The organism is Robbsia andropogonis, assembly GCF_000970345.1.
GTDB classification, from domain to species: Bacteria; Pseudomonadota; Gammaproteobacteria; order Burkholderiales; family Burkholderiaceae; genus Robbsia; species Robbsia andropogonis.
This window is the reverse complement of sequence record NZ_LAQU01000028.1, coordinates 1-17,604: the sequence shown is the minus strand read 5'-3', so window position 1 is coordinate 17,604 and position 17,604 is coordinate 1. Positions and strand designations below refer to the sequence as shown.

The 17,604-nt window shown below is 57.4% G+C and carries 16 protein-coding genes and 1 pseudogene; 8 read left to right on the top strand and 9 right to left on the bottom strand.

What is annotated here, in order from left to right; all coding sequences use genetic code 11:
• The first annotated feature begins 528 nt into the window (after positions 1-528).
• A pseudogene (locus WM40_RS20270) lies at positions 529-1,706 on the top strand (metallophosphoesterase).
• A gap of 141 nt (positions 1,707-1,847) precedes the next feature.
• Here WM40_RS20270 and WM40_RS20265 read toward each other — a convergent pair.
• Positions 1,848-2,045: a hypothetical protein gene (locus tag WM40_RS20265; protein WP_157685869.1), complete on the bottom strand. Its 198-nt coding sequence runs from the start codon at positions 2,043-2,045 to the stop codon at positions 1,848-1,850.
• A gap of 549 nt (positions 2,046-2,594) precedes the next feature.
• On the opposite strand from WM40_RS20265, the gene WM40_RS20260 reads away from it, so the two are divergent.
• Positions 2,595-4,331, top strand: coding sequence for a methyl-accepting chemotaxis protein (locus tag WM40_RS20260; RefSeq protein WP_046153796.1), 1,737 nt, complete (start codon positions 2,595-2,597; stop codon positions 4,329-4,331).
• 756 nt (positions 4,332-5,087) lie between these two features.
• Complete coding sequence (locus WM40_RS20255; protein WP_046153795.1) at positions 5,088-7,268, top strand: putative bifunctional diguanylate cyclase/phosphodiesterase; 2,181 nt, start codon at positions 5,088-5,090, stop codon at positions 7,266-7,268.
• A 204-nt stretch (positions 7,269-7,472) separates the two neighbouring features.
• Here the strand turns inward: WM40_RS20255 and WM40_RS20250 are convergent, their stop codons facing one another.
• Entirely contained in the window at positions 7,473-7,835 is a 363-nt protein-coding gene (locus WM40_RS20250; protein ID WP_024903782.1) for a hypothetical protein, read from the bottom strand.
• Between the two features lie 403 nt (positions 7,836-8,238).
• Between WM40_RS20250 and WM40_RS20245 the strand changes: the two genes are divergently transcribed.
• Positions 8,239-8,610, top strand: a complete 372-nt coding sequence (locus tag WM40_RS20245; RefSeq protein WP_024903781.1) for a hypothetical protein — start codon at positions 8,239-8,241, stop codon at positions 8,608-8,610.
• A gap of 139 nt (positions 8,611-8,749) precedes the next feature.
• Here the strand turns inward: WM40_RS20245 and pcaF are convergent, their stop codons facing one another.
• The 3 genes from pcaF to WM40_RS20230 are packed head-to-tail and all read right to left on the bottom strand — an operon-like array spanning position 8,750 to position 11,311.
• Positions 8,750-9,952, bottom strand: a complete 1,203-nt coding sequence (pcaF, locus tag WM40_RS20240) for a 3-oxoadipyl-CoA thiolase (RefSeq protein ID WP_024903780.1) — start codon at positions 9,950-9,952, stop codon at positions 8,750-8,752.
• A gap of 14 nt (positions 9,953-9,966) precedes the next feature.
• Positions 9,967-10,614, bottom strand: coding sequence for a 3-oxoacid CoA-transferase subunit B (locus tag WM40_RS20235; protein WP_046153817.1), 648 nt, complete (start codon positions 10,612-10,614; stop codon positions 9,967-9,969).
• Positions 10,615-10,636: 22 nt separating this feature from the next.
• Entirely contained in the window at positions 10,637-11,311 is a 675-nt protein-coding gene (locus WM40_RS20230) for a 3-oxoacid CoA-transferase subunit A (RefSeq protein WP_024903778.1), read from the bottom strand.
• Between the two features lie 437 nt (positions 11,312-11,748).
• Between WM40_RS20230 and WM40_RS20225 the strand changes: the two genes are divergently transcribed.
• The 3 genes from WM40_RS20225 (at position 11,749) to cysE (ending at position 13,970) form a co-directional block, all read left to right on the top strand.
• Complete coding sequence (locus WM40_RS20225) at positions 11,749-12,561, top strand: IclR family transcriptional regulator (RefSeq protein WP_046153816.1); 813 nt, start codon at positions 11,749-11,751, stop codon at positions 12,559-12,561.
• Between the two features lie 139 nt (positions 12,562-12,700).
• Positions 12,701-12,955, top strand: coding sequence for a YkgJ family cysteine cluster protein (locus tag WM40_RS28955; RefSeq protein WP_081764960.1), 255 nt, complete (start codon positions 12,701-12,703; stop codon positions 12,953-12,955).
• A 190-nt stretch (positions 12,956-13,145) separates the two neighbouring features.
• Positions 13,146-13,970: a serine O-acetyltransferase gene (gene cysE, locus WM40_RS20215; protein WP_024903776.1), complete on the top strand. Its 825-nt coding sequence runs from the start codon at positions 13,146-13,148 to the stop codon at positions 13,968-13,970.
• Between the two features lie 4 nt (positions 13,971-13,974).
• On the opposite strand, the gene WM40_RS20210 is transcribed toward cysE, so the two are convergent.
• A complete protein-coding gene (locus tag WM40_RS20210) occupies positions 13,975-14,901 on the bottom strand; it encodes a 2-deoxy-5-keto-D-gluconate 6-phosphate aldolase domain-containing protein (protein WP_024903775.1) in 927 nt (308 codons plus the stop codon).
• A gap of 263 nt (positions 14,902-15,164) precedes the next feature.
• Between WM40_RS20210 and WM40_RS28125 the strand changes: the two genes are divergently transcribed.
• Positions 15,165-15,758 carry a lysozyme inhibitor LprI family protein gene (locus tag WM40_RS28125; RefSeq protein ID WP_024903774.1) on the top strand — a complete coding sequence of 198 codons (594 nt, stop codon included), beginning with the start codon at positions 15,165-15,167 and terminating at the stop codon, positions 15,756-15,758.
• A 112-nt stretch (positions 15,759-15,870) separates the two neighbouring features.
• On the opposite strand, the gene WM40_RS20200 is transcribed toward WM40_RS28125, so the two are convergent.
• The 3 genes from WM40_RS20200 to WM40_RS31665 form a co-directional block, all read right to left on the bottom strand.
• Entirely contained in the window at positions 15,871-16,413 is a 543-nt protein-coding gene (locus WM40_RS20200; RefSeq protein ID WP_046153813.1) for a cysteine dioxygenase family protein, read from the bottom strand.
• 202 nt (positions 16,414-16,615) lie between these two features.
• Positions 16,616-17,413, bottom strand: coding sequence for an ABC transporter ATP-binding protein (locus WM40_RS20195; RefSeq protein ID WP_081764959.1), 798 nt, complete (start codon positions 17,411-17,413; stop codon positions 16,616-16,618).
• A 10-nt stretch (positions 17,414-17,423) separates the two neighbouring features.
• On the bottom strand, positions 17,424-17,604 hold a 181-nt coding region (locus WM40_RS31665; protein WP_046153794.1), incomplete at its 5' end, for a hypothetical protein.

Sequence of the window (17,604 nt, the reverse complement as noted above, 5' to 3'; positions counted from 1 at the left end):
CAGTCCAATGGGAGGTATGTCGCGTGTTGCCACGCCAATAGAAAAACCACCATCAATGTGAGTGCTGATCACAGGACGCCTCTAAAAGAATGCCGATACACATCCTAGGCTTATGACTGTCTCAGGAAACCAGATGATGCGTATTTACGGCACCCACCGCGAAGCGACAATGATCGCGCGAACGAATGTCCACAGCGGCGCTCGTCATACAAGATTCGCAGGAATCGGCGTCCGGCCCACGCATTGATGCTCAAGAAAAGTGCACTCAGGTGGACGTCGGAGCAAGCAGGCATTTCAATCTGCATAGAGTCGACAAGCAATGCCAACACGTTGGAAAAATTCCGCAGATGCAGCGACCCGATGTAATCGGCCTTCCGGCACCAATTTTTAAACCCCGTTAAAATGACTTCGCAGCCATTGACGTTGGGTGCCTCGATTTTTGCTTGGCGATAATAGACGGCGTCGCCAGGAGGTCGCGCGTTTCTTTCGTCTGTCTATCCGCCATCTCTGCTGCCCTACGGAATCTCCATGCGTAGTTTTTTTGTTCGTGTCATCACGATTGGCGTCTTTCTACATGCCTACGTGGGTTTTCGCCTGATCCCTGCTTTACCTGGCAACGTGATCGTGCATACGGCGTTGGCACTGTGGCTGGTTTTTTCCTGCCTTATCGTGCCGCTGGGCATGCTCCGGCGTGACGGTGGCGCTAGGGGCCTGCGGGCCTTCGCAACCTGGGTCGGCCTACTGGAAATGGGTTTTTCTCTTTCCTTTTGACGCTGACACTGATCCGCGACGTACTGCTGCTGATCTACGCGATCATTGCCGCCACGCCGTTCGCATTTGCAACAACGCTGCAGACGGCGCTCCCCATACCCGTGGTTGTGCGTAGCAGCGCGGAGACCGTGCTCGCATTAGCGCTCCTGATGTTGCTTACCGGGGTATATAACGCACGTCGGCGGGCGCCCGTGGTGGATATCGAGATTCCGATACAAGACCTGCCCGCGGCATGGCACGGCTTCACCATTGCACAATTGAGCGATATTCACGTCGGCCCGACTATCCGCAAGCGCTATCTCGACCCTATCGTCGACGCCGTCAACGGGCTAGATGCAGATATGGTGGCGATTACAGGCGATATCGTCGACGGGAGCGTCGCCGCTTTGAAAAAGCATACGGCCCCGCTATCGCGCTTGAAAGCCAAGCATGGCGTCTTTCTGGTAACAGGTAATCACGAGTACTACGCCGGTGCCGATGCGTGGGTGACCGAATTCCGTCGCCTCGGCCTCCAAGTGCTCATGAACGAACACGTCGTCTTGACACGCGGTGAGTCGTCGCTGGTACTAGGCGGGGTGACCGATTACAACGCTAGTCACTTTAGCAGCAAGCACAAAAGCGACCCCGTCAAGGCGATGTCCGGGGCACCGGCGGACGCGGCACTGCGCGTTCTCCTGGCGCATCAGCCGCGCTCTGGCAAAGCTGCGGAAGCGGCCGGCTTCGACGTGCAATTATCGGGGCATACGCATGGCGGACAATTCTTCCCCTGGAATTTCGCCGTTCGTGTGCAACAGCCCTTCACCGCCGGCTTGGTTCGCAGCGGCAGGATGTGGATGTATATCAGCCGCGGCACCGGCTATTGGGGACCGCCAGTGCGCTTCGCCGCCCCATCCGAGATCACGCGGATTCGGTTGGTGCAGGCCAAAAATGCATGAGCCCCGTCACGGCGCGATATAAAACCGCGCCACCGCAGGCGACCCAATTCTGCAACGGCGTATTCGCGTGGAACATGGCGCTTCCGTTGATCACCGCCTCGGTTTCAACGATTTTCATTCGGATGGCAGGCCCTCCCAATTTCATTCGTGGAAATCACGCAGGATTTTCGCGTTTTCGACCGAACTATTTCCCGGCCTCGGGTCGGCAATGCCAATCCGATCGAGGATTGGCGTAAAACACCGCCGCGTTACTTCACTTCCCCACTCCAGAATAATCACCAGGGCATCATGCCGGGCATCGCCCACAGGGATCGAGGCCTTCATTAGCATGGCCATCATTAGCATGGCCTTCGTCAGTACGTTATAACACGACACCCATCGCCCCCATCTCTGATCGGCCGGCGACGCCCTACCCAAAGGCTGACGCTCAGGCGCTCGTACTTTCTGGCGTTTGCCCCCCCGGGACTTGCCATTTTTCCATGGCGTAGCGTCGCTCCACATGCTTGTAATAAATGATCGAGCCCGCCCTGTTTGCGTAAATACACCCCAACATCATGACGCAACCAAAGACGGATGCAACGCCTGCGCCAGGACGACGGTTCAATCCACACGCGCTAACGTGGCAATCCCATCTGATGCCGTGCCATGCCGCCACAATTTTTCAAAGCCATCCATTTCATAAACGTAATCCGTGACTCACTTCCCGAAAACGTCGCGCAAAAACGGTTTGTCAAACAGACATCGCGCGCTTATCCAAGCAATCACAGGATCGGTAAATATTTCATAGAAAAATACAATGGGTATTTTTTACAATATTTCTCAACTTTATCACTTACTTGCCGTTTAACGGTGATAGATGGGCCAAAAGAACTGATGAGGATCAATTAAATGAAAAAAATGAACGTCTCAGCCCGACTGGCATTAGGTTTCGGCTTAGTGCTCACGCTGCTAATCATCATCTCAGCGCTTGGATTTTATGCGGAAGGAATTCTTTACAATCGCCTCGATAGTATCGCCCGGGTCAATAACGCGGAGGCGAAACTTGCGAATGCGCTCAAGTCAACAGTGCGTGACCGTATCATTGCCCTGCGTAATGTCGCGCTCCTGAGCGACCCGGACGAGGTGTCCAGGCAGGTCGCCATAATCGGCAAACAGGATCTGGCATATCAAGATGCATACAGAAAACTGGGGCAGATCTTCGCACAGGAAGTAGGCACAACCCAACGCGAACGTGATCTGTACGCGCAACTGAAGGACGATGAGCTTGCAACCAAGCCTTTATGGGATAAGGCGATCAAACTCGGCGAGGCCAATGACAAGGTTGGTGCGACAGACGTGATGCTCAAGCAAGCCCGAATTAAGTCAAACGCATGGATTAGTCGTCTTGACGAACTTGCCAACTTCGAAGGCGAGCTTAACGATCAAGCGGCGACAGACGCCGCCAACACCTATGCAACGATTCGCTTGATAACGTGGTCGGTGGTCGCATTGGCGTTGGCAGTCGGAACACTAGCGGCAGTAGTCATCACCCGCGGTATTCTGCGGCAGTTGGGAGGTGAGCCTGCCGCAGCACAAGAGGTCGCCAGCCAAATCGCTGACGGTAATCTCACCGTGAAAGTGCAACTGACCGAGGGGGATAAGTCCAGCCTGATGGCATCCCTCGAATTGATGCGTAAAAATCTAAGCGATATCGTATCGGGGATCAAGACCTCAGCAGAGTCCATCTCTGTAGCAGCGGGGGAAATCGCACAGGGTAATGTGGACCTCTCGCAGCGAACCGAGGAACAGGCCGCTTCCCTGGAGGAAACAGCCGCAAGCATGGAGGAACTGACTTCCACGGTTCGGCAAAATACCGACAATGCGCGTCAAGGCAGTACGCTCGCGGCCGCAGCATCGCAGACGGCGGCGGCGGGCGGCGAGGCGGTTCAGAAAGTCGTTGCAACGATGGAGGACATTTCGGCGAGCTCAACACGTGTAGCCGAAATTATTTCGGTAATCGAGGGTATCGCCTTCCAGACGAATATCCTCGCGCTGAATGCCGCGGTCGAGGCTGCGCGGGCTGGAGAGCAAGGCCGGGGATTCGCCGTGGTGGCAGGCGAGGTACGGACACTCGCACAGCGTAGCGCCACGGCCGCCAAGGAGATCAAGGATCTTATCAGCACCTCTGTCGAGCACGTCACCGCGGGTTCGCGGCTGGTCAGCGATGCCGGTAATACGATGAGTGAAGTGGTACGCTCAGTGCAACGCGTAAGCGACATCATCGGCGAAGTCGCCTCGGCGTCGACTGAGCAAAGCACCGGTATCGAGCAGGTCAATGTCGCTGTCAATCAGATGGATGAAGTGACGCAGCAAAATGCCGCATTGGTCGAACAGGCGTCTGCAGCCGCACAGGCCATGTCGGATCAAGCTCAGAGCCTACGAGACGCGGTTGCCATCTTCCGTATCGAATCACGTACGGCGATGCAGCAACAAGCGGTGCGTGGCAGCCCAAAGATCAGCAAGGCGACGAAGGCGACGAATGCGATAGTAAAAAGGCCGATGCAAGTGCTTACCGTGGCGAAGCCCCGGCAACCGATAGCACTGTTTCAGGAAGCGGAGTCGGCCAATAACTGGCAAACCTTTTAGAATATTTGTATGCACCAGTGCCTCATTCGCGTGGTGTTGATTATAAGATTATCGTTTTGCTGCCGCAGTTCAAATGCGGGCGTGGTCAAACACGCTATGGCTAGACACAACGTGCTGAAGCTACTTGAAGATCGCGGTATAGATGGTCATGTTCCGTATGCTGAGGTTGCCGCCGCATCACTCGCCAATTGACTTACCGACGATCAAGGGGCACTTAGCCGCAGCGAGTGAGCTTAATCTACTACCACTGGCAAAACGGGATTCAAGAATTCGACGGATGAGCGACTAGAATGGGATTCTCCAGGGAGCACGGAAACTGCCTTGTTATTAGCGCGTCTGCGCGAAACCGAATAGGACATGTATTCGCACGGCATCCGTTTGACTACGGTGATTATTACGCGAGAGTGGTGATCGCGATATACGCAAAAATCGGCGCGTGTCGTGACAATGGGCTGGGCAGAATGCATTGCCCTGCCGAATGCTCGATTGCCTGGCTTCATTCTTTCGGGGGCAGGAAGATTCGCTTTATGACATGCCGATATGCAAAACACATTGCTGTCGCTCGCATGTTCGTTGATGTGCTGACGCAAGGGAAGACCATTCCCCTACTCATCTCCAAACAGATTTAAAAAGCGACCCGCCATTGACTAAGCAACAACGCGGTTAGTTAGATGGGTTTCCGAGAGTTTCGTTGCAAATGCGCGTTAGGCTAGAAAACGGTTTCGACATGGCAAGGCGCTTTAAGAGAGAATCCCGATGAGAGGCTACCCGGTTCCCGCGAATGAGCTCGAGCGCATTCAAGCATTGGATTCGTTTGCTCTGATGGATAGCCCGCCTGAGCGAGATTATGATCAGATCGTTCAGATGGCCGCGCGGATTTTCAATGCAGAAATTGCCCTCGTTTCGCTTCTGCACAGAGATAGGCAGTTTTTCAAAGCAAGTGTCGGTGTGGACTTTTGCGAAACCAGTCGCGAAATATCTTTCTGTACGCATGCCATTCTTGGCGAGAATGTATTTTATGTTCTCAACGCCGCGACGGATGAGCGCTTCCGCACAAACGATCTTGTGCGCGAGGCGCCGCATGTCCGCTTTTATGCTGGCGCACCACTTATTACTTCCGGCGGATATGCGCTGGGGACACTATGTTTATTAGATACTTCTCCGAGAGAGGTATTCTCAGAACGCGACCAGTTAATTCTCAAGGACCTAGCCAACCTAGTGCTTGAACGCATGGAATTGCGACGCCTGGAACAGCGAAATCGCGAAATCCGCATGCGCTTTATGCACATTACCTCAACCTCGCCCGATGCAATCATTTGTGCGGATAGCAAGAATCAGATCATTTCGTGGAACAGTTCGGCTGAATCGATTTTTGGACATACTGCCGAGGAAGCGATCGGGCAAACTCTAGACCTCATCATTCCCAAGGGGATGCGTGCTCGGCACATATCTGGCTTTAATAAGGTCGTCTCCGGTGGGCAAGAGCGCATCATAGGCACCTCGGTCAACTTGACAGCACTACACCGCGATGGCCACGAGATACCGATCGAACTATCTTTGTCGCGTTGGACCGAAGGCGGGGAAGCACAATTTGGCGCGATCATTCGCGATATCACCAGCAGGGTGGAAGCGGAAAAGCTACTTAAACATGCAGCGGAAAACGATCACCTAACGGGTCTGGCTAATCGCTCCTTGCTAAAGCGGCATCTGCAGGAGGTATGCAGTTCAAACATGAATGCAGCCATCCTGTTGATTGATCTAGATGGATTCAAAGAAATCAACGACACGTTGGGACATGCTGCCGGAGACTTTGTCCTTCAGGTAACCTCACAGCGCATTCGTCAACACGTGCCGGCCTGCCATCTTGTGGCTCGACTCGGCGGCGATGAATTTGTCGTGCTCATGTCCGGTAGCGCAGACCAAACGGAGGCAGTCGAGCTGGGTTTCGCGTTGGTCGCGCTGATTGAAGAGCCAGTCGAGTTTGATGACAACTCTATCTATATTGGCGCGAGCATCGGCGTATCGATGAAGACGGATAACGACATGGATAGCGAGCAGATCCTAGGCAATGCAGACCTGGCCCTATACCAAGCGAAAGCCGATGGTAGGTGTCTGGTCCGTGTTTTTACGCCTGAGCTTCGGCAGACTGCCTCTAGAAAAGGAACGCTCAATTCCTCGCTGCGTCAGGCATGGGAAAACAAAGAGTTCGAAATGTACTACCAGCCACAAGTGCAATTGAGGGATGGCAGCATTTCTGGTGCAGAGGCGTTAATACGCTGGAATCATCCAACCCATGGTGTTGTCTCCCCTGCGTTTTTTTTGAATGTGCTGGAGACTAGCCTTCTTGCAATACCGGTAGGTGAATGGATATTGCGAACGGCCTGTGAACAAGCGGCCAAGTGGCGAAGCGCCGGCCACCCGGGCTTCAGAATAGGCATTAACCTGTTTGCCGCACAGTTTCGCGTGCGCGACTTTTCCGAGGTCGTTGAACGGGCTCTAAACGACTTCGCTTTACCGCCCAGTGCGCTCGAACTTGAGATTACTGAAAACATTATTTTACGCAACGAACTGAGGATCATGCAGCCGCTACATCATCTGCGTTCACTCGGTGTCGGCATCGCATTCGACGATTTCGGAACAGGCTATGCTTCGTTAAGCCTGCTGAAAGACTACCCAGTCACCCGCCTGAAAATTGACCGCTCCTTTGTCAGCGGCGCGGAACGCAGCGAGAAAGACCAAGTGATCATCGAAACGGTCATTCGCCTTGCGGCTGGTTTCAATCTTGAAGTGACGGCTGAAGGTATCGAAACCCAGGAACAGGAAGACTTGATGCGCCGTTATGCCTGCAATGAGGGACAGGGCTACCTTTATGGTCAGCCGATGACGGCGAGTGAATTTACCCAGCTTTATATTTCTGAATGTCCTGGGGTGCTGTAGATACTTCTGGCCTATAACGGGTGCAGTTTATCGCAGCGGACGCCTGTACCCTATCCTCGATCAGCGATTGATGGGAAGTGTGTCGTGACGACCGGCAGGGAGGGAATGTCCGTTCAGGATGTACAAAAGGCGGTCACGCTTTGCCGCACTGACGAAGGTCACGAGTATTCGGCCATGATGCCAATCAAAACCGATTGAATCCCTTCACGGCGTGATATAGCCTGCGCTACCGCTCGCAACCTGGTTCTGCAGTGCCGTGTTCGCGCGGAACATGGCGCTGTCGTTAATAGGCGCGGTGGTTTCACCGATCTTCGGCTGAATCGCCGATGCGGGGCCAGTAATCTTTGCGGTTTCCTTATTGATCGGATCCACCAAAGGCGCGGTCGTCGAAGAGATGGCCCCGGTGACGTTGTCGCGCACCACCGGAATGGAGACACTCCCCGCATAAGCGGCCAGAAAAGGAATGCCAGCTAGCCCCGTGGCACACACAGCCGTGCGCAGCACGCGCCACATGCGTGCAGACTTTACCGTACTACTGTCGAAACTACCGTTTTCGCTATTGCGCATGCTGACCTCGTGGTGCCCGTAGACCCGTAATCGCCAAGTGCAAAAAGCCGTCCCTGCAGGACGTGCTCCGGTACACCCGGTCCGCGGTATCAGGCAAGGACCCCGTTGGGTGGGGTTTTCATGCTACCGCAAAAAATCGACAAACCCCATCAGTGCACATAAAGACCTCGCCAAATCATTCTTTTGACGAAGCAATACTATCCTGGCCCGAAGTTTGCTTACGTAAACGCGTCGAATCTTGGGGAATGCCCCAAGGTCACGAAGACACCCATTCAGGCATCATCGCTCTGACTGGGACCGGGCCTAAAAATGTACAACAGCGCTCGGACTTACAAAACAGTACAGAAGTAACACAGGTGCCACGCTACGATGGTACCGTTGTTAGCATAAGAAGGAGAATGCAATGAATCGAATTCAATCAATCCTGTTGGTCACCGCCACCGCTTTTTCGGTCAATCTGGTGTATGCGCAAACGCAGCCAGCCGCCGACTCTGCGGTCAATAACGGGATGAACAGCTCGCCCGCGCCGGTACGCATTGTCACGCCGACCACCGATCCCATGGTGCAAAAGCGAAACGATAACGCCTTGGCGAACGAGCAATATCGGGCCAACAAAAAGGCAGCAAAGCAGGAATACAAGCACAAAGTGAAAGCGGCCAAGACAGACCAAAAGCAATTCAAGAAGGATGCCACCGCGCAAGAGAAGGCGGCGCTAAACGGAGAGGTTCCGGCGGCGCCTCTGCAAGCCGTTCCTACGGACTCGGCATCGAAGTAAGCGATTTACTACACCACCAGTGTTAATGTGTGGTGATGGTAAGTTGCAATTTGTGTAAAAGGCGAGATATGCGGAAACCGCATATCTCGCCTTTTATTTTGGAAAACGCTCAGCCCATCAGCCGTGTTTCCCAATCCAATCAAACCCGCTCGATTGCGATGGCGATGCCTTGCCCCACGCCGATACACATGGTGCATAAGGCGTAACGGCCGCCAGTACGTTCGAGTTGATGGAGCGCCGTGGTCACCAATCGCGCACCACTCATGCCTAATGGATGCCCCAACGCAATCGCGCCGCCCTGCGGATTGACGCGCGGGTCGTCATCGGCAATACCCAATTCCCGCAACACAGCCAAACCCTGACTGGCAAATGCCTCATTGAGCTCGATCACATCGAACAGATGGTGTTTCATTTCCAGCCTCGCCAGAAGCTTCCGCGTAGCCGGAACCGGACCGATACCCATCACACGGGGTGCCACACCGGCGCTCGCCATACCCAGCACGCGTGCCCGTGGTGTGAAGCCCTGTCTGCGCGCGGCAGATTCGGAAGCCAGGATCAATGCTGCCGCCCCATCATTGACACCCGAGGCATTGCCCGCAGTGACCGTGCCGTCAGGGCGAACAATCGGCTTCAGTTTCGCCAACGTTTCCAAGCTGGTCTCGCGCGGATGCTCATCGCGATTGACGATCAATGGATCGCCCTTCTTTTGCGGCACGGCCACCGGAATCATCTCGGCATCGAACCAACCGGCCGCCTGCGCGGCCGCGGCCTTCTGCTGGCTACGCACCGCGAAGGCATCCTGGTCGGTACGGCTGACTTTATAATCATCGGCCACATTCTCGGCGGTTTCCGGCATGGCATCCACGCCGTATTGCTGCTTCATCAGCGGATTGATGAAACGCCAGCCGATTGTCGTGTCCTCCAAACCAGCACTGCGCGAAAACGCACTCATCGCCTTGCCCATGACAAACGGCGCACGGCTCATGCTTTCCACGCCGCCGGCAATCATGAAGTCTGCCTCTCCGGAACGGATTGCGCGCGCTGCCGTGCCTACCGCGTCCATGCCCGAACCGCATAGACGGTTGATCGTCGACCCAGGCACCGCTTGCGGCAAGCCCGCCAGCAACGAGGACATTCTTGCCACATTACGATTGTCTTCCCCGGCCTGGTTCGCACAGCCGAAAATGACATCATCAATTGCCGACCAGTCGGCGTTGGGAAACCGCGCGATCAGTGCTTTCAGCGGCAAGGCGCCAAGGTCATCGGCACGAATCGATGACAACACGCCACCGTAGCGACCTACCGGCGTACGCACCGCATCGCAAATAAAGACTTCACTCATCCTCTGCTCCGGTTTCAGGATTGCGGCTGGTAGGTCATCGGCACGCCCGTCTTTGCCACCAGTTCATCAAACGGCATATCGGTGAAAAGGTCGCGCACCACCAGTCCGTCAGGGGTGACATCGATCACCGCCAGATCCGTGTAGATACGGCTGACGCAATGCACGGCCGTCACGGGATAGCCGCACTGTGCCACGACCTTGCTCTCACCTTGTTTCGTGAAATGCTCCATCATCACGAATACGCGCTTTGCTCCCAGCGCCAGATCCATCGCACCACCCACGGCAGGGATGGCATCCGGTGCGCCGGTGTGCCAGTTCGCGAGATCTCCCTTTTCCGACACCTGAAAGGCACCCAGCACGCAGAAATCCAGATGGCCACCGCGCATCATGCCGAACGAGTCGGCGTGATGGAAAAACGATCCCCCCTGCAGCAGGGTCACATACTGTTTGCCGGCATTGATCAGGTCGCCATCTTCCTCGCCGGCCGCCGGCGCCGGCCCCATGCCCAGCACGCCGTTTTCGCTGTGCAGGAAAATTTCCTTGTCGGCGGCCAAATGGTTTGCCACCAGCGTAGGAACACCGATACCCAGGTTCACATACGCGCCCTCGGGAATATCGGCTGCCACGCGCTTTGCCATGTCGTCTCGGCTGAGTCGCTTCATCATTGTTCTCCTAGTTTCAGCGTCACAGCGGACGCGGCGTCAGTTGCACGACACGCTGCACAAAGATGCCGGGCGTCACCACCGCTTCCGGATCCAATTGCCCCAATTCAACGACCTCGGATACCTGCACGATGGCCGTCTTCGCGGCAGCCGCCATGATCGGCCCGAAATTTCGCGCGGTCTTCCGATAAACGAGGTTACCCCAGCGGTCCGCCTTGAACGCCTTGATCAACGCGACATCCGCATGCAACGGACTCTCGAAAACGTAGGAGCGGCCATCGATTTCGCGGACTTCCTTGCCCTCGGCCAGCTTTGTGCCAAAGCCAGTAGGCGTGAAGAAGCCACCAATGCCCGCCCCCGCCGCGCGAATCCGCTCGGCCAGATTTCCCTGGGGCACCAATTCCAATTCAATGTCCCCGGCGCGATATAGCGCGTCGAACACATGAGAGTCCGTCTGACGCGGGAACGAGCAGATAATCTTTTTCACCCGCCGCGCCTTCAGCAACGCCGCCAACCCCGTGTCGCCATTGCCGGCATTGTTGTTGACGATCGTTAGTTCGCGCGCGCCCTGGTCGATCAACGCATCGATCAGCTCGGCCGGCATCCCGGCATTGCCAAAGCCACCAATCATCACTGTCGATTCGTCACGGATATCGGACAATGCCGCCGCCGCACTTTCGTAGATTTTATTGATCATCTGTCCTGCCACTCCCAGCCGGTCTGGGCGGTGTCGCCCGATTGACGCGCTTCATACCGAAAATGGGACCCATGCCGGCATCGCCACTCGTCCGTTTGCGCTTACCCCATTGTCCTCGCGCCGCCTAACCCGATACCTTCGGGTTTTCATGGCTTGACTTGTTCGCATATCGAACATACATTCGCTAAACGAACATTTGCGGTCATACTAGGTTTCTCCTGCTTGCGTGGTCAACAAGGGATAACCCTTGGTTACGTTTGAGCGGCATACTGGATCTGGCGAGGACGGTTCACATGTCCCTCCCGCTGGCCTGTAGAACACGCGGTAACGCGTCCATTTTTCCGTGGCAGTACCCTCTCTATCGCGTTTTGCTCCCTTCCTGATGTCCGATGACTATGACAGAAGACTTTTCTCGCACCGCGCCAAATGAATACCCGATGTCGTCGCGCAAGCATGCCGCCCCGGACCTGACACGCGAAGCGGACCGCCCCGGCGATACGTATGTGCAATCGTTCGCCCGCGGCCTGAGCGTGATCCGATCTTTCAATGCAGAGCGACAAGCGCAAACGTTGACGGATGTCGCTGAAGCCACCGGGTTGACACGTGCAGGCGCGCGCCGAATTCTATTGACCTTGCATACGCTCGGTTATGTGGAAACGGAAGGACGCCTTTTCCGCCTCACGCCCAAGATCCTGGAACTGGGCTTCACGTTTCTCACATCCCTCCCTTTCTGGAACCTGGCCGAGCCGGTGCTCGAGCAGTTATCCGCCAGCGTCAGGGAAAGTGCATCGGCGGCGGTGTTGGACGGACATGAGATCGTGTATGTGCTGCGTGTTCCAATGCAGAAGATCATGACGATCAACCTTTCGATAGGCAGCCGCTTGCCTGCATACTGCAGTTCGATGGGCCGGGTGCTGTTGTCCGGGCTGGATGACGCCGAGATTGATGCCCGATTGGCGGCGTCGACATTAACCCGGCGTACGCCAAAAACGATAACGGACCCCGGGGCGCTAAAAGCCGAAATCACCCAGGTGCGCGAACAAGGCTGGGCGATCGTCGACCAGGAGCTGGAAGCGGGCCTGATTTCAATCTCCGCGCCCATTCTCGATCGACAGAACCGCATCATCGCCGCGATGAATATCAGCGGGAATGCGCAACGGAAAAACGCGCAGGAACTGATCGATACTTATCTTGCGCCGCTCCGTGGTGCCGCCGATGCCGTATCGCGTCTGGTCGCGCAGCGCGGGTAACGCAGGCAGCGTAAGGTGTCGTTCGTCAGCGAATGCGCCCACTCGGCAACCTGCCGGTACAATAGCGCTTTTTCCAGAAAAGCCGCTTGCCAGCGCCGCGCGTCGGTCTGTCAAAGTGGTACCCTTCCTGTCACGCACCATGAATTGTCGGGATCATTGCGGTGCTTGCTGCACCGCGCCGTCGATCAGCTCTCCCATTCCGGGCATGCCGGACGGCAAGGCCGCAGGCGTGCGTTGCGTGCAGCTCGACGCCGCCGAACGGTGCATGATCTTCGGTGATCCGCGACGGCCCGCCGTCTGTGCATCGCTCCAACCGAGTGCGGCGATGTGTGGCGCCTCGCGTGAACAGGCGATGCGCGGCCTTTTGTGGCTGGAAGCGGCCACCGCGCCTTGACCCGGGAGTCCGTTCTCGATGCCTGTCAGCCCATCGGTCCCGAAGCAACACGCAGCCGTCCAACCCTGTTGCAAACAAGGTTGCCGAACCGGCGATTGACGCATCGCGCAACACAAGCGACGATACGTGCTATCGATATAACAAAAGATGCGTAGATACGGCCTCGCCGGTCCTATCGCACTGCCGCCTCATGACTGCTCCCTCGCTCGACGACACGCTTAGCCCCGATGCACCCGGACGTACCGATACCGACCTCATGTGGGATCGTATTCGTGGAGAAGCGTTTGCGTTGGCTGAAGCGGAGCCATTGCTGTCGATGAGACTATCGCATCGCATCCTTCAATGGTCGACGCCCGCGCATATGCTAGCCGCTTCATTGGCGGCACGACTCGCGTCCTCCGATTTGCCGGAAACGGCGCTGCGTGAACTGTTTGTCACGGAGATGGCCGACGGCGGGATTCTCGCAGCGGCAACACGCGATATCGCTGCCGTTATCGGCCGCGATCCCAGTTCACCTTCCCCGCTCCAGGTCGTGCTGAATCAGAAAGGCTTCCATGGTCTGCAGATACAGCGCGTTGCGCATCGTCTCTGGCATGCAGGCCGATCGGGTTTTGCGCTGACGTTGACCAATGATGCCTCGATGCGGTTCGGCGTCGATATCCATCCCGCGGCACGGATAGGATCCGGCGTGATGCTCGACCATGCCACGGGCATCGTCATCGGCGAAACCGCCGTGCTTGGCGACGACGTGTCGATCCTGCAGAACGTGACCTTGGGTGGCACGGGAAAAGAATGCGGCGATCGGCATCCGAAGGTTAGGGACGGAGTCATGTTGGGGGCCGGTGCCACGGTGCTGGGAAACATCGAGATCGGGGCGTTTGCCAAGGTAGCCGCCGGCAGCGTGGTGCTGTCCGCCGTACCACCGCATTGCACGGTTGCGGGCGTCCCGGCCCGTATCGTCCGCCGCCTGACCGACGATACGGTGCCCGCAAAAGAGATGTGCCAGAAAATTTAAGTGACTACTTTGCCGCCGACTCGAACGCGGCTACCCATTCACGATACTGGGTACCAATGCTGGCGGCGGCGTCTTCGCGGGACAGCAACCGCTTCTCATAACCATCCACGGCATCCCAGAAACTCGTGCGTCCGACGGCAAACCCGGTAAATCCCGGCACTGCCGCCGCGGTGGTAAGCCAGAAAACCACTTTCTTCGCGTCCGCGCCGCGCCCTAGGACAATGCACCCGACCTTGTCGCGGCCGTCGCGTCTCGCCGCCTTGACGACCATCGCCGCATCTTCTTTCGTATCGAGTCCCTCGATCTTCCAGATTGCCGGCTCGACGCCGTCATCCTGCAAGCGTTCGATGGCATCGCGCATCAGCCTCGGGCGCAGCTTGACGTCGAATGCTTCCTTGTCGCCGCCGACGGAGGCCAATTGCGCATCCGTCGGCGGCACCAACAGTTCGAACATGAACGGCAATCCGCGTTCGATGCAGAAATCCGAGAGCCGCTTCAGCCTTACTGTCTGGCGCGCGTTCATGTCCGCGTCGCCCTCGGGGTTATAGCGTACCAACGCTTTTGCAAAGGTGGGCTTGACCGCATCCAGGTGCGCACCGAAATCGTCGCCATATTCGAAGTCGAATTCCTCACTTCCACTTCGCTCCGTCGATACGGCGGTGAGAAATCCGCGCCTTGCCGCATCTTTCAGGATCTCGGCACCAAATTCCTCGTCCACCAGGATGCCGGCTGCCTTGGGGTCCACGCCCTGCTGCAATGCAGCCTTGAATCCCTCGTAAATCAATTGCTTACTATCCGACACCTTCGCATGCTGCGCTGCGGTGAGAGGCGGTTTCAGCGCAAACATACCCAAGATATAAGACGAGCGATGGTCAAACGGCAGGATATATAGCGGCTTGTCGTAGCCAGGTCTGGTGTGTCCGGTTGGCATCTGCGTACCTCCTTCATTCCGATGGGCATGATGCACGGGCGGCGACGCATGATGGCGACCGCCGCACGCACTGCGAAAAGACTTGCACCATTATCACGCCGCGCGGCGGCGCGTGCAGGGCGGCCATGCTCGTGCCTGTTACTAGAGGAAAGTATTGGTAAGGACTTGGACAAAAGACAGCAGTGATCCGCCGATGGAATGACAGCCCGGGCAGCGAAGATTGTTCGGCAGCATCGCGCTCCATTCGAAAACGAGGACCCAAAGTGCAACGCTCGACTCTCTTTCGCTCGCCCGCCGCCGGCGGTGCCCTGATTCGCCGCGCCGTGGGCGCCGCGTTGGTTCTGGCCGCCGGGGCCAGTATCTCGGCTCATGCAGCCAGTTTTGACTGCAAAAAAGGCCAATCATTCTCGGAAAAGGTCGTCTGCGAGACGCCCTATTTGTCACGACTCGATGACCAGCTAGCCGCTGCCTACAAGCATGCGCTGGATGTCACTCCGGATCGCCAGGCGCTGGAAGACAGCCGGGTCGCCCAATGGCAATGGCGGCAAAAGAATTGCCGCGACGCGGCGTGCGTGACGAATTGGTATGAACGCCGCCTCAGCGAATTGCACGCGGACGTGGCGCAAGGTCAGAAGGCGCAGCGCGTGTCATTCGAGCTGCACCTGGATGGCCAGAATTTGGCACCGGAAGCCGCCTCGGCAGTGCGTCAGATGAAAGCGCCACCAGCCCAACCTACCGCCGCCGCGACCATGCCGGATGTGCCGGTCACCACGTCGACGAAGGGCTTGACGATGCCGGCCCCGCAATCCGCGCACGTGGAAGCCGGTCCGGCGAAGGTCATCGGCACCAATCCCTGACCTGCCACTACCAGGAATCGCCGCCCGGACGTTCTGGCATGTCGCCGGGGCGTGCGAGCGGTGCGTGATGGGGTGTCTCGAAGTGCGCTAGCTGATACGGGGCACCATCGCCTCACAGGGTATCAAGCAACGGCGGCAACGTCCCGTTGGAATAGCCCGAGATGAAGTGCTTCGGTGCCCCACCGTCTTCCGGATACACCCATCGGGCGACTTGTCCGATATCGGCACCGTATACATGGATGCTGATCGACGTCTGATCTTGGTAAAGATTGGATACCCGATGAATGTCGCCAATCGTCGGCGACACGGCTTCCACCGTGCCCGGTCGCAGGATCACATCGTGGCCGGTAGCGACTACGGCGCCGGATGACGTGCGAGCGAAAGACTCGGAGGCTTCCGCGCCGCGCAGCATGCCGATCAAACCCCAGACCGTATGGTCATGAATAGGCGTGCGCTGCCCCGGTCCCCATACAAAACTGACCACCGAGAATCGCGCAGCCGGATCACGGTAAAGCAGAAACTGTTGATACCGATCGGCCGAGGGCTGCGCATAAGCGTCGGGCAGCCAGTCATCGACGGCAATCAAACGACGTAACGCGTCGGTACAGCGCGCAAGCAGTGCGGCTTCGCCTCGGGCAACAGCAGCCGCTTCCATGGCCACCGTCGGTGCCGCATTTTCGGTGGTGACAATCCGCGTCAACGTCTCGACGAATGCACGAAAGGAAGTCGATCCGGGCGGGCGGATTTCCGGCGCTCCGCCAATCGCCGATGCATTGGCAGCAGACACCATGGCCGTCCGCACATCAGCATCGGCGTCCAAGAGGGTACGTTCGATAATCGTTGTATCCGACACGCCATCACGCAGCTTGACCATATCCGCCTCCTGGTTTTTCTTCCACACCTAGCCGATCCAGCAAGGTGCGACGAAGTGTACCAAAGCGCGGCGCCGTCATATCGCGCGCTTCGGTGGGTCCAAGATCAACCTGCACTTCGTGCGATATACGCCCTGCTTCCATGACCAGAACCCGGTCCGCCAGCAACAGCGCTTCATCGATATCGTGCGTGATCAACAGGACCGCGCATCGATGCGCGCGCCATAGTCGGCTTACAAGGCGCTGCGCGTTGCGCCGGGTCAGTGCATCGAGTGCGCCGAACGGCTCGTCGAGCAGCAGGAGTTTCGGTTGACGCAGTAGCGCCCGCGCCAGTGATGCGCGTTGCGCTTCACCACCGGACAGCACACGCGGCCAGGCATCCCCCCGCTGCGCCAGCCCCACTTCCTCAAGGGCCGCGTCCACGCGCTGACGGTGCTCCAAAGCGCTACCTTTACCCACGTCACCGAGTGCAACATTGCGCGCCAGCTTGAGCCAGGGAATCAGGCGTGGGGCTTGAAACGCCACGGCGCGCCGTTCCGGAACCATCACTTCGCCACCGTCCGCCTCGTCGAGCTTTGCCAATACGCGCAGCAACGTGCTTTTTCCGCAGCCGGAACGTCCAACCAAGGCGACAAATTCGCCATCGGCGATGTCGAGATCCAGTCGGTCGATCACCTTCCGCTCGCCGAAGCGTCGGCTGAGCGCGCGGGTTCGCACCACGTTGCCGTGACCGGAATGATCGACGTTGTTCAACGCATCGTTTTCCATCGGTTCTCGTGTCATCCGCACTTCGTCATAAGGGAGCGCAAGCGGCAGAGGCAATGGCGATTGCGCCAACGCGCCGATCTGCGCCCCGTCTCCGGTCAGCCGCCGTCGAACGCGGGACGCCAGTCCAGCAGCCGTTTTCGAGCCAACGAACGATCAGGTCACCTGCCAGCCCCAGCAAGGCGTATACGATCAGGCACACGATGATC

Excerpts from the sequence above, each read along its gene's own strand:
- WM40_RS20225 (WP_046153816.1), top strand. The coding sequence starts at position 11,749 with ATGTCGTCGCGCAAGCATGCCGCCCCGGACCTGACACGCGAAGCGGAC.
- WM40_RS20250 (WP_024903782.1), bottom strand. The coding sequence starts at position 7,835 with ATGCGCAATAGCGAAAACGGTAGTTTCGACAGTAGTACGGTAAAGTCT.
- WM40_RS20195 (WP_081764959.1), bottom strand. The coding sequence starts at position 17,413 with ATGACACGAGAACCGATGGAAAACGATGCGTTGAACAACGTCGATCAT.
- WM40_RS20245 (WP_024903781.1), top strand. The coding sequence starts at position 8,239 with ATGAATCGAATTCAATCAATCCTGTTGGTCACCGCCACCGCTTTTTCG.
- WM40_RS20210 (WP_024903775.1), bottom strand. The coding sequence starts at position 14,901 with ATGCCAACCGGACACACCAGACCTGGCTACGACAAGCCGCTATATATC.
- cysE (WP_024903776.1), top strand. The coding sequence starts at position 13,146 with ATGACTGCTCCCTCGCTCGACGACACGCTTAGCCCCGATGCACCCGGA.
- WM40_RS20230 (WP_024903778.1), bottom strand. The coding sequence starts at position 11,311 with ATGATCAATAAAATCTACGAAAGTGCGGCGGCGGCATTGTCCGATATC.
- WM40_RS28955 (WP_081764960.1), top strand. The coding sequence starts at position 12,701 with ATGAATTGTCGGGATCATTGCGGTGCTTGCTGCACCGCGCCGTCGATC.
- WM40_RS20265 (WP_157685869.1), bottom strand. The coding sequence starts at position 2,045 with ATGATGGCCATGCTAATGAAGGCCTCGATCCCTGTGGGCGATGCCCGG.
- pcaF (WP_024903780.1), bottom strand. The coding sequence starts at position 9,952 with ATGAGTGAAGTCTTTATTTGCGATGCGGTGCGTACGCCGGTAGGTCGC.
- WM40_RS20260 (WP_046153796.1), top strand. The coding sequence starts at position 2,595 with ATGAAAAAAATGAACGTCTCAGCCCGACTGGCATTAGGTTTCGGCTTA.
- WM40_RS20200 (WP_046153813.1), bottom strand. The coding sequence starts at position 16,413 with ATGGAAGCGGCTGCTGTTGCCCGAGGCGAAGCCGCACTGCTTGCGCGC.
- WM40_RS20235 (WP_046153817.1), bottom strand. The coding sequence starts at position 10,614 with ATGAAGCGACTCAGCCGAGACGACATGGCAAAGCGCGTGGCAGCCGAT.
- WM40_RS20255 (WP_046153795.1), top strand. The coding sequence starts at position 5,088 with ATGAGAGGCTACCCGGTTCCCGCGAATGAGCTCGAGCGCATTCAAGCA.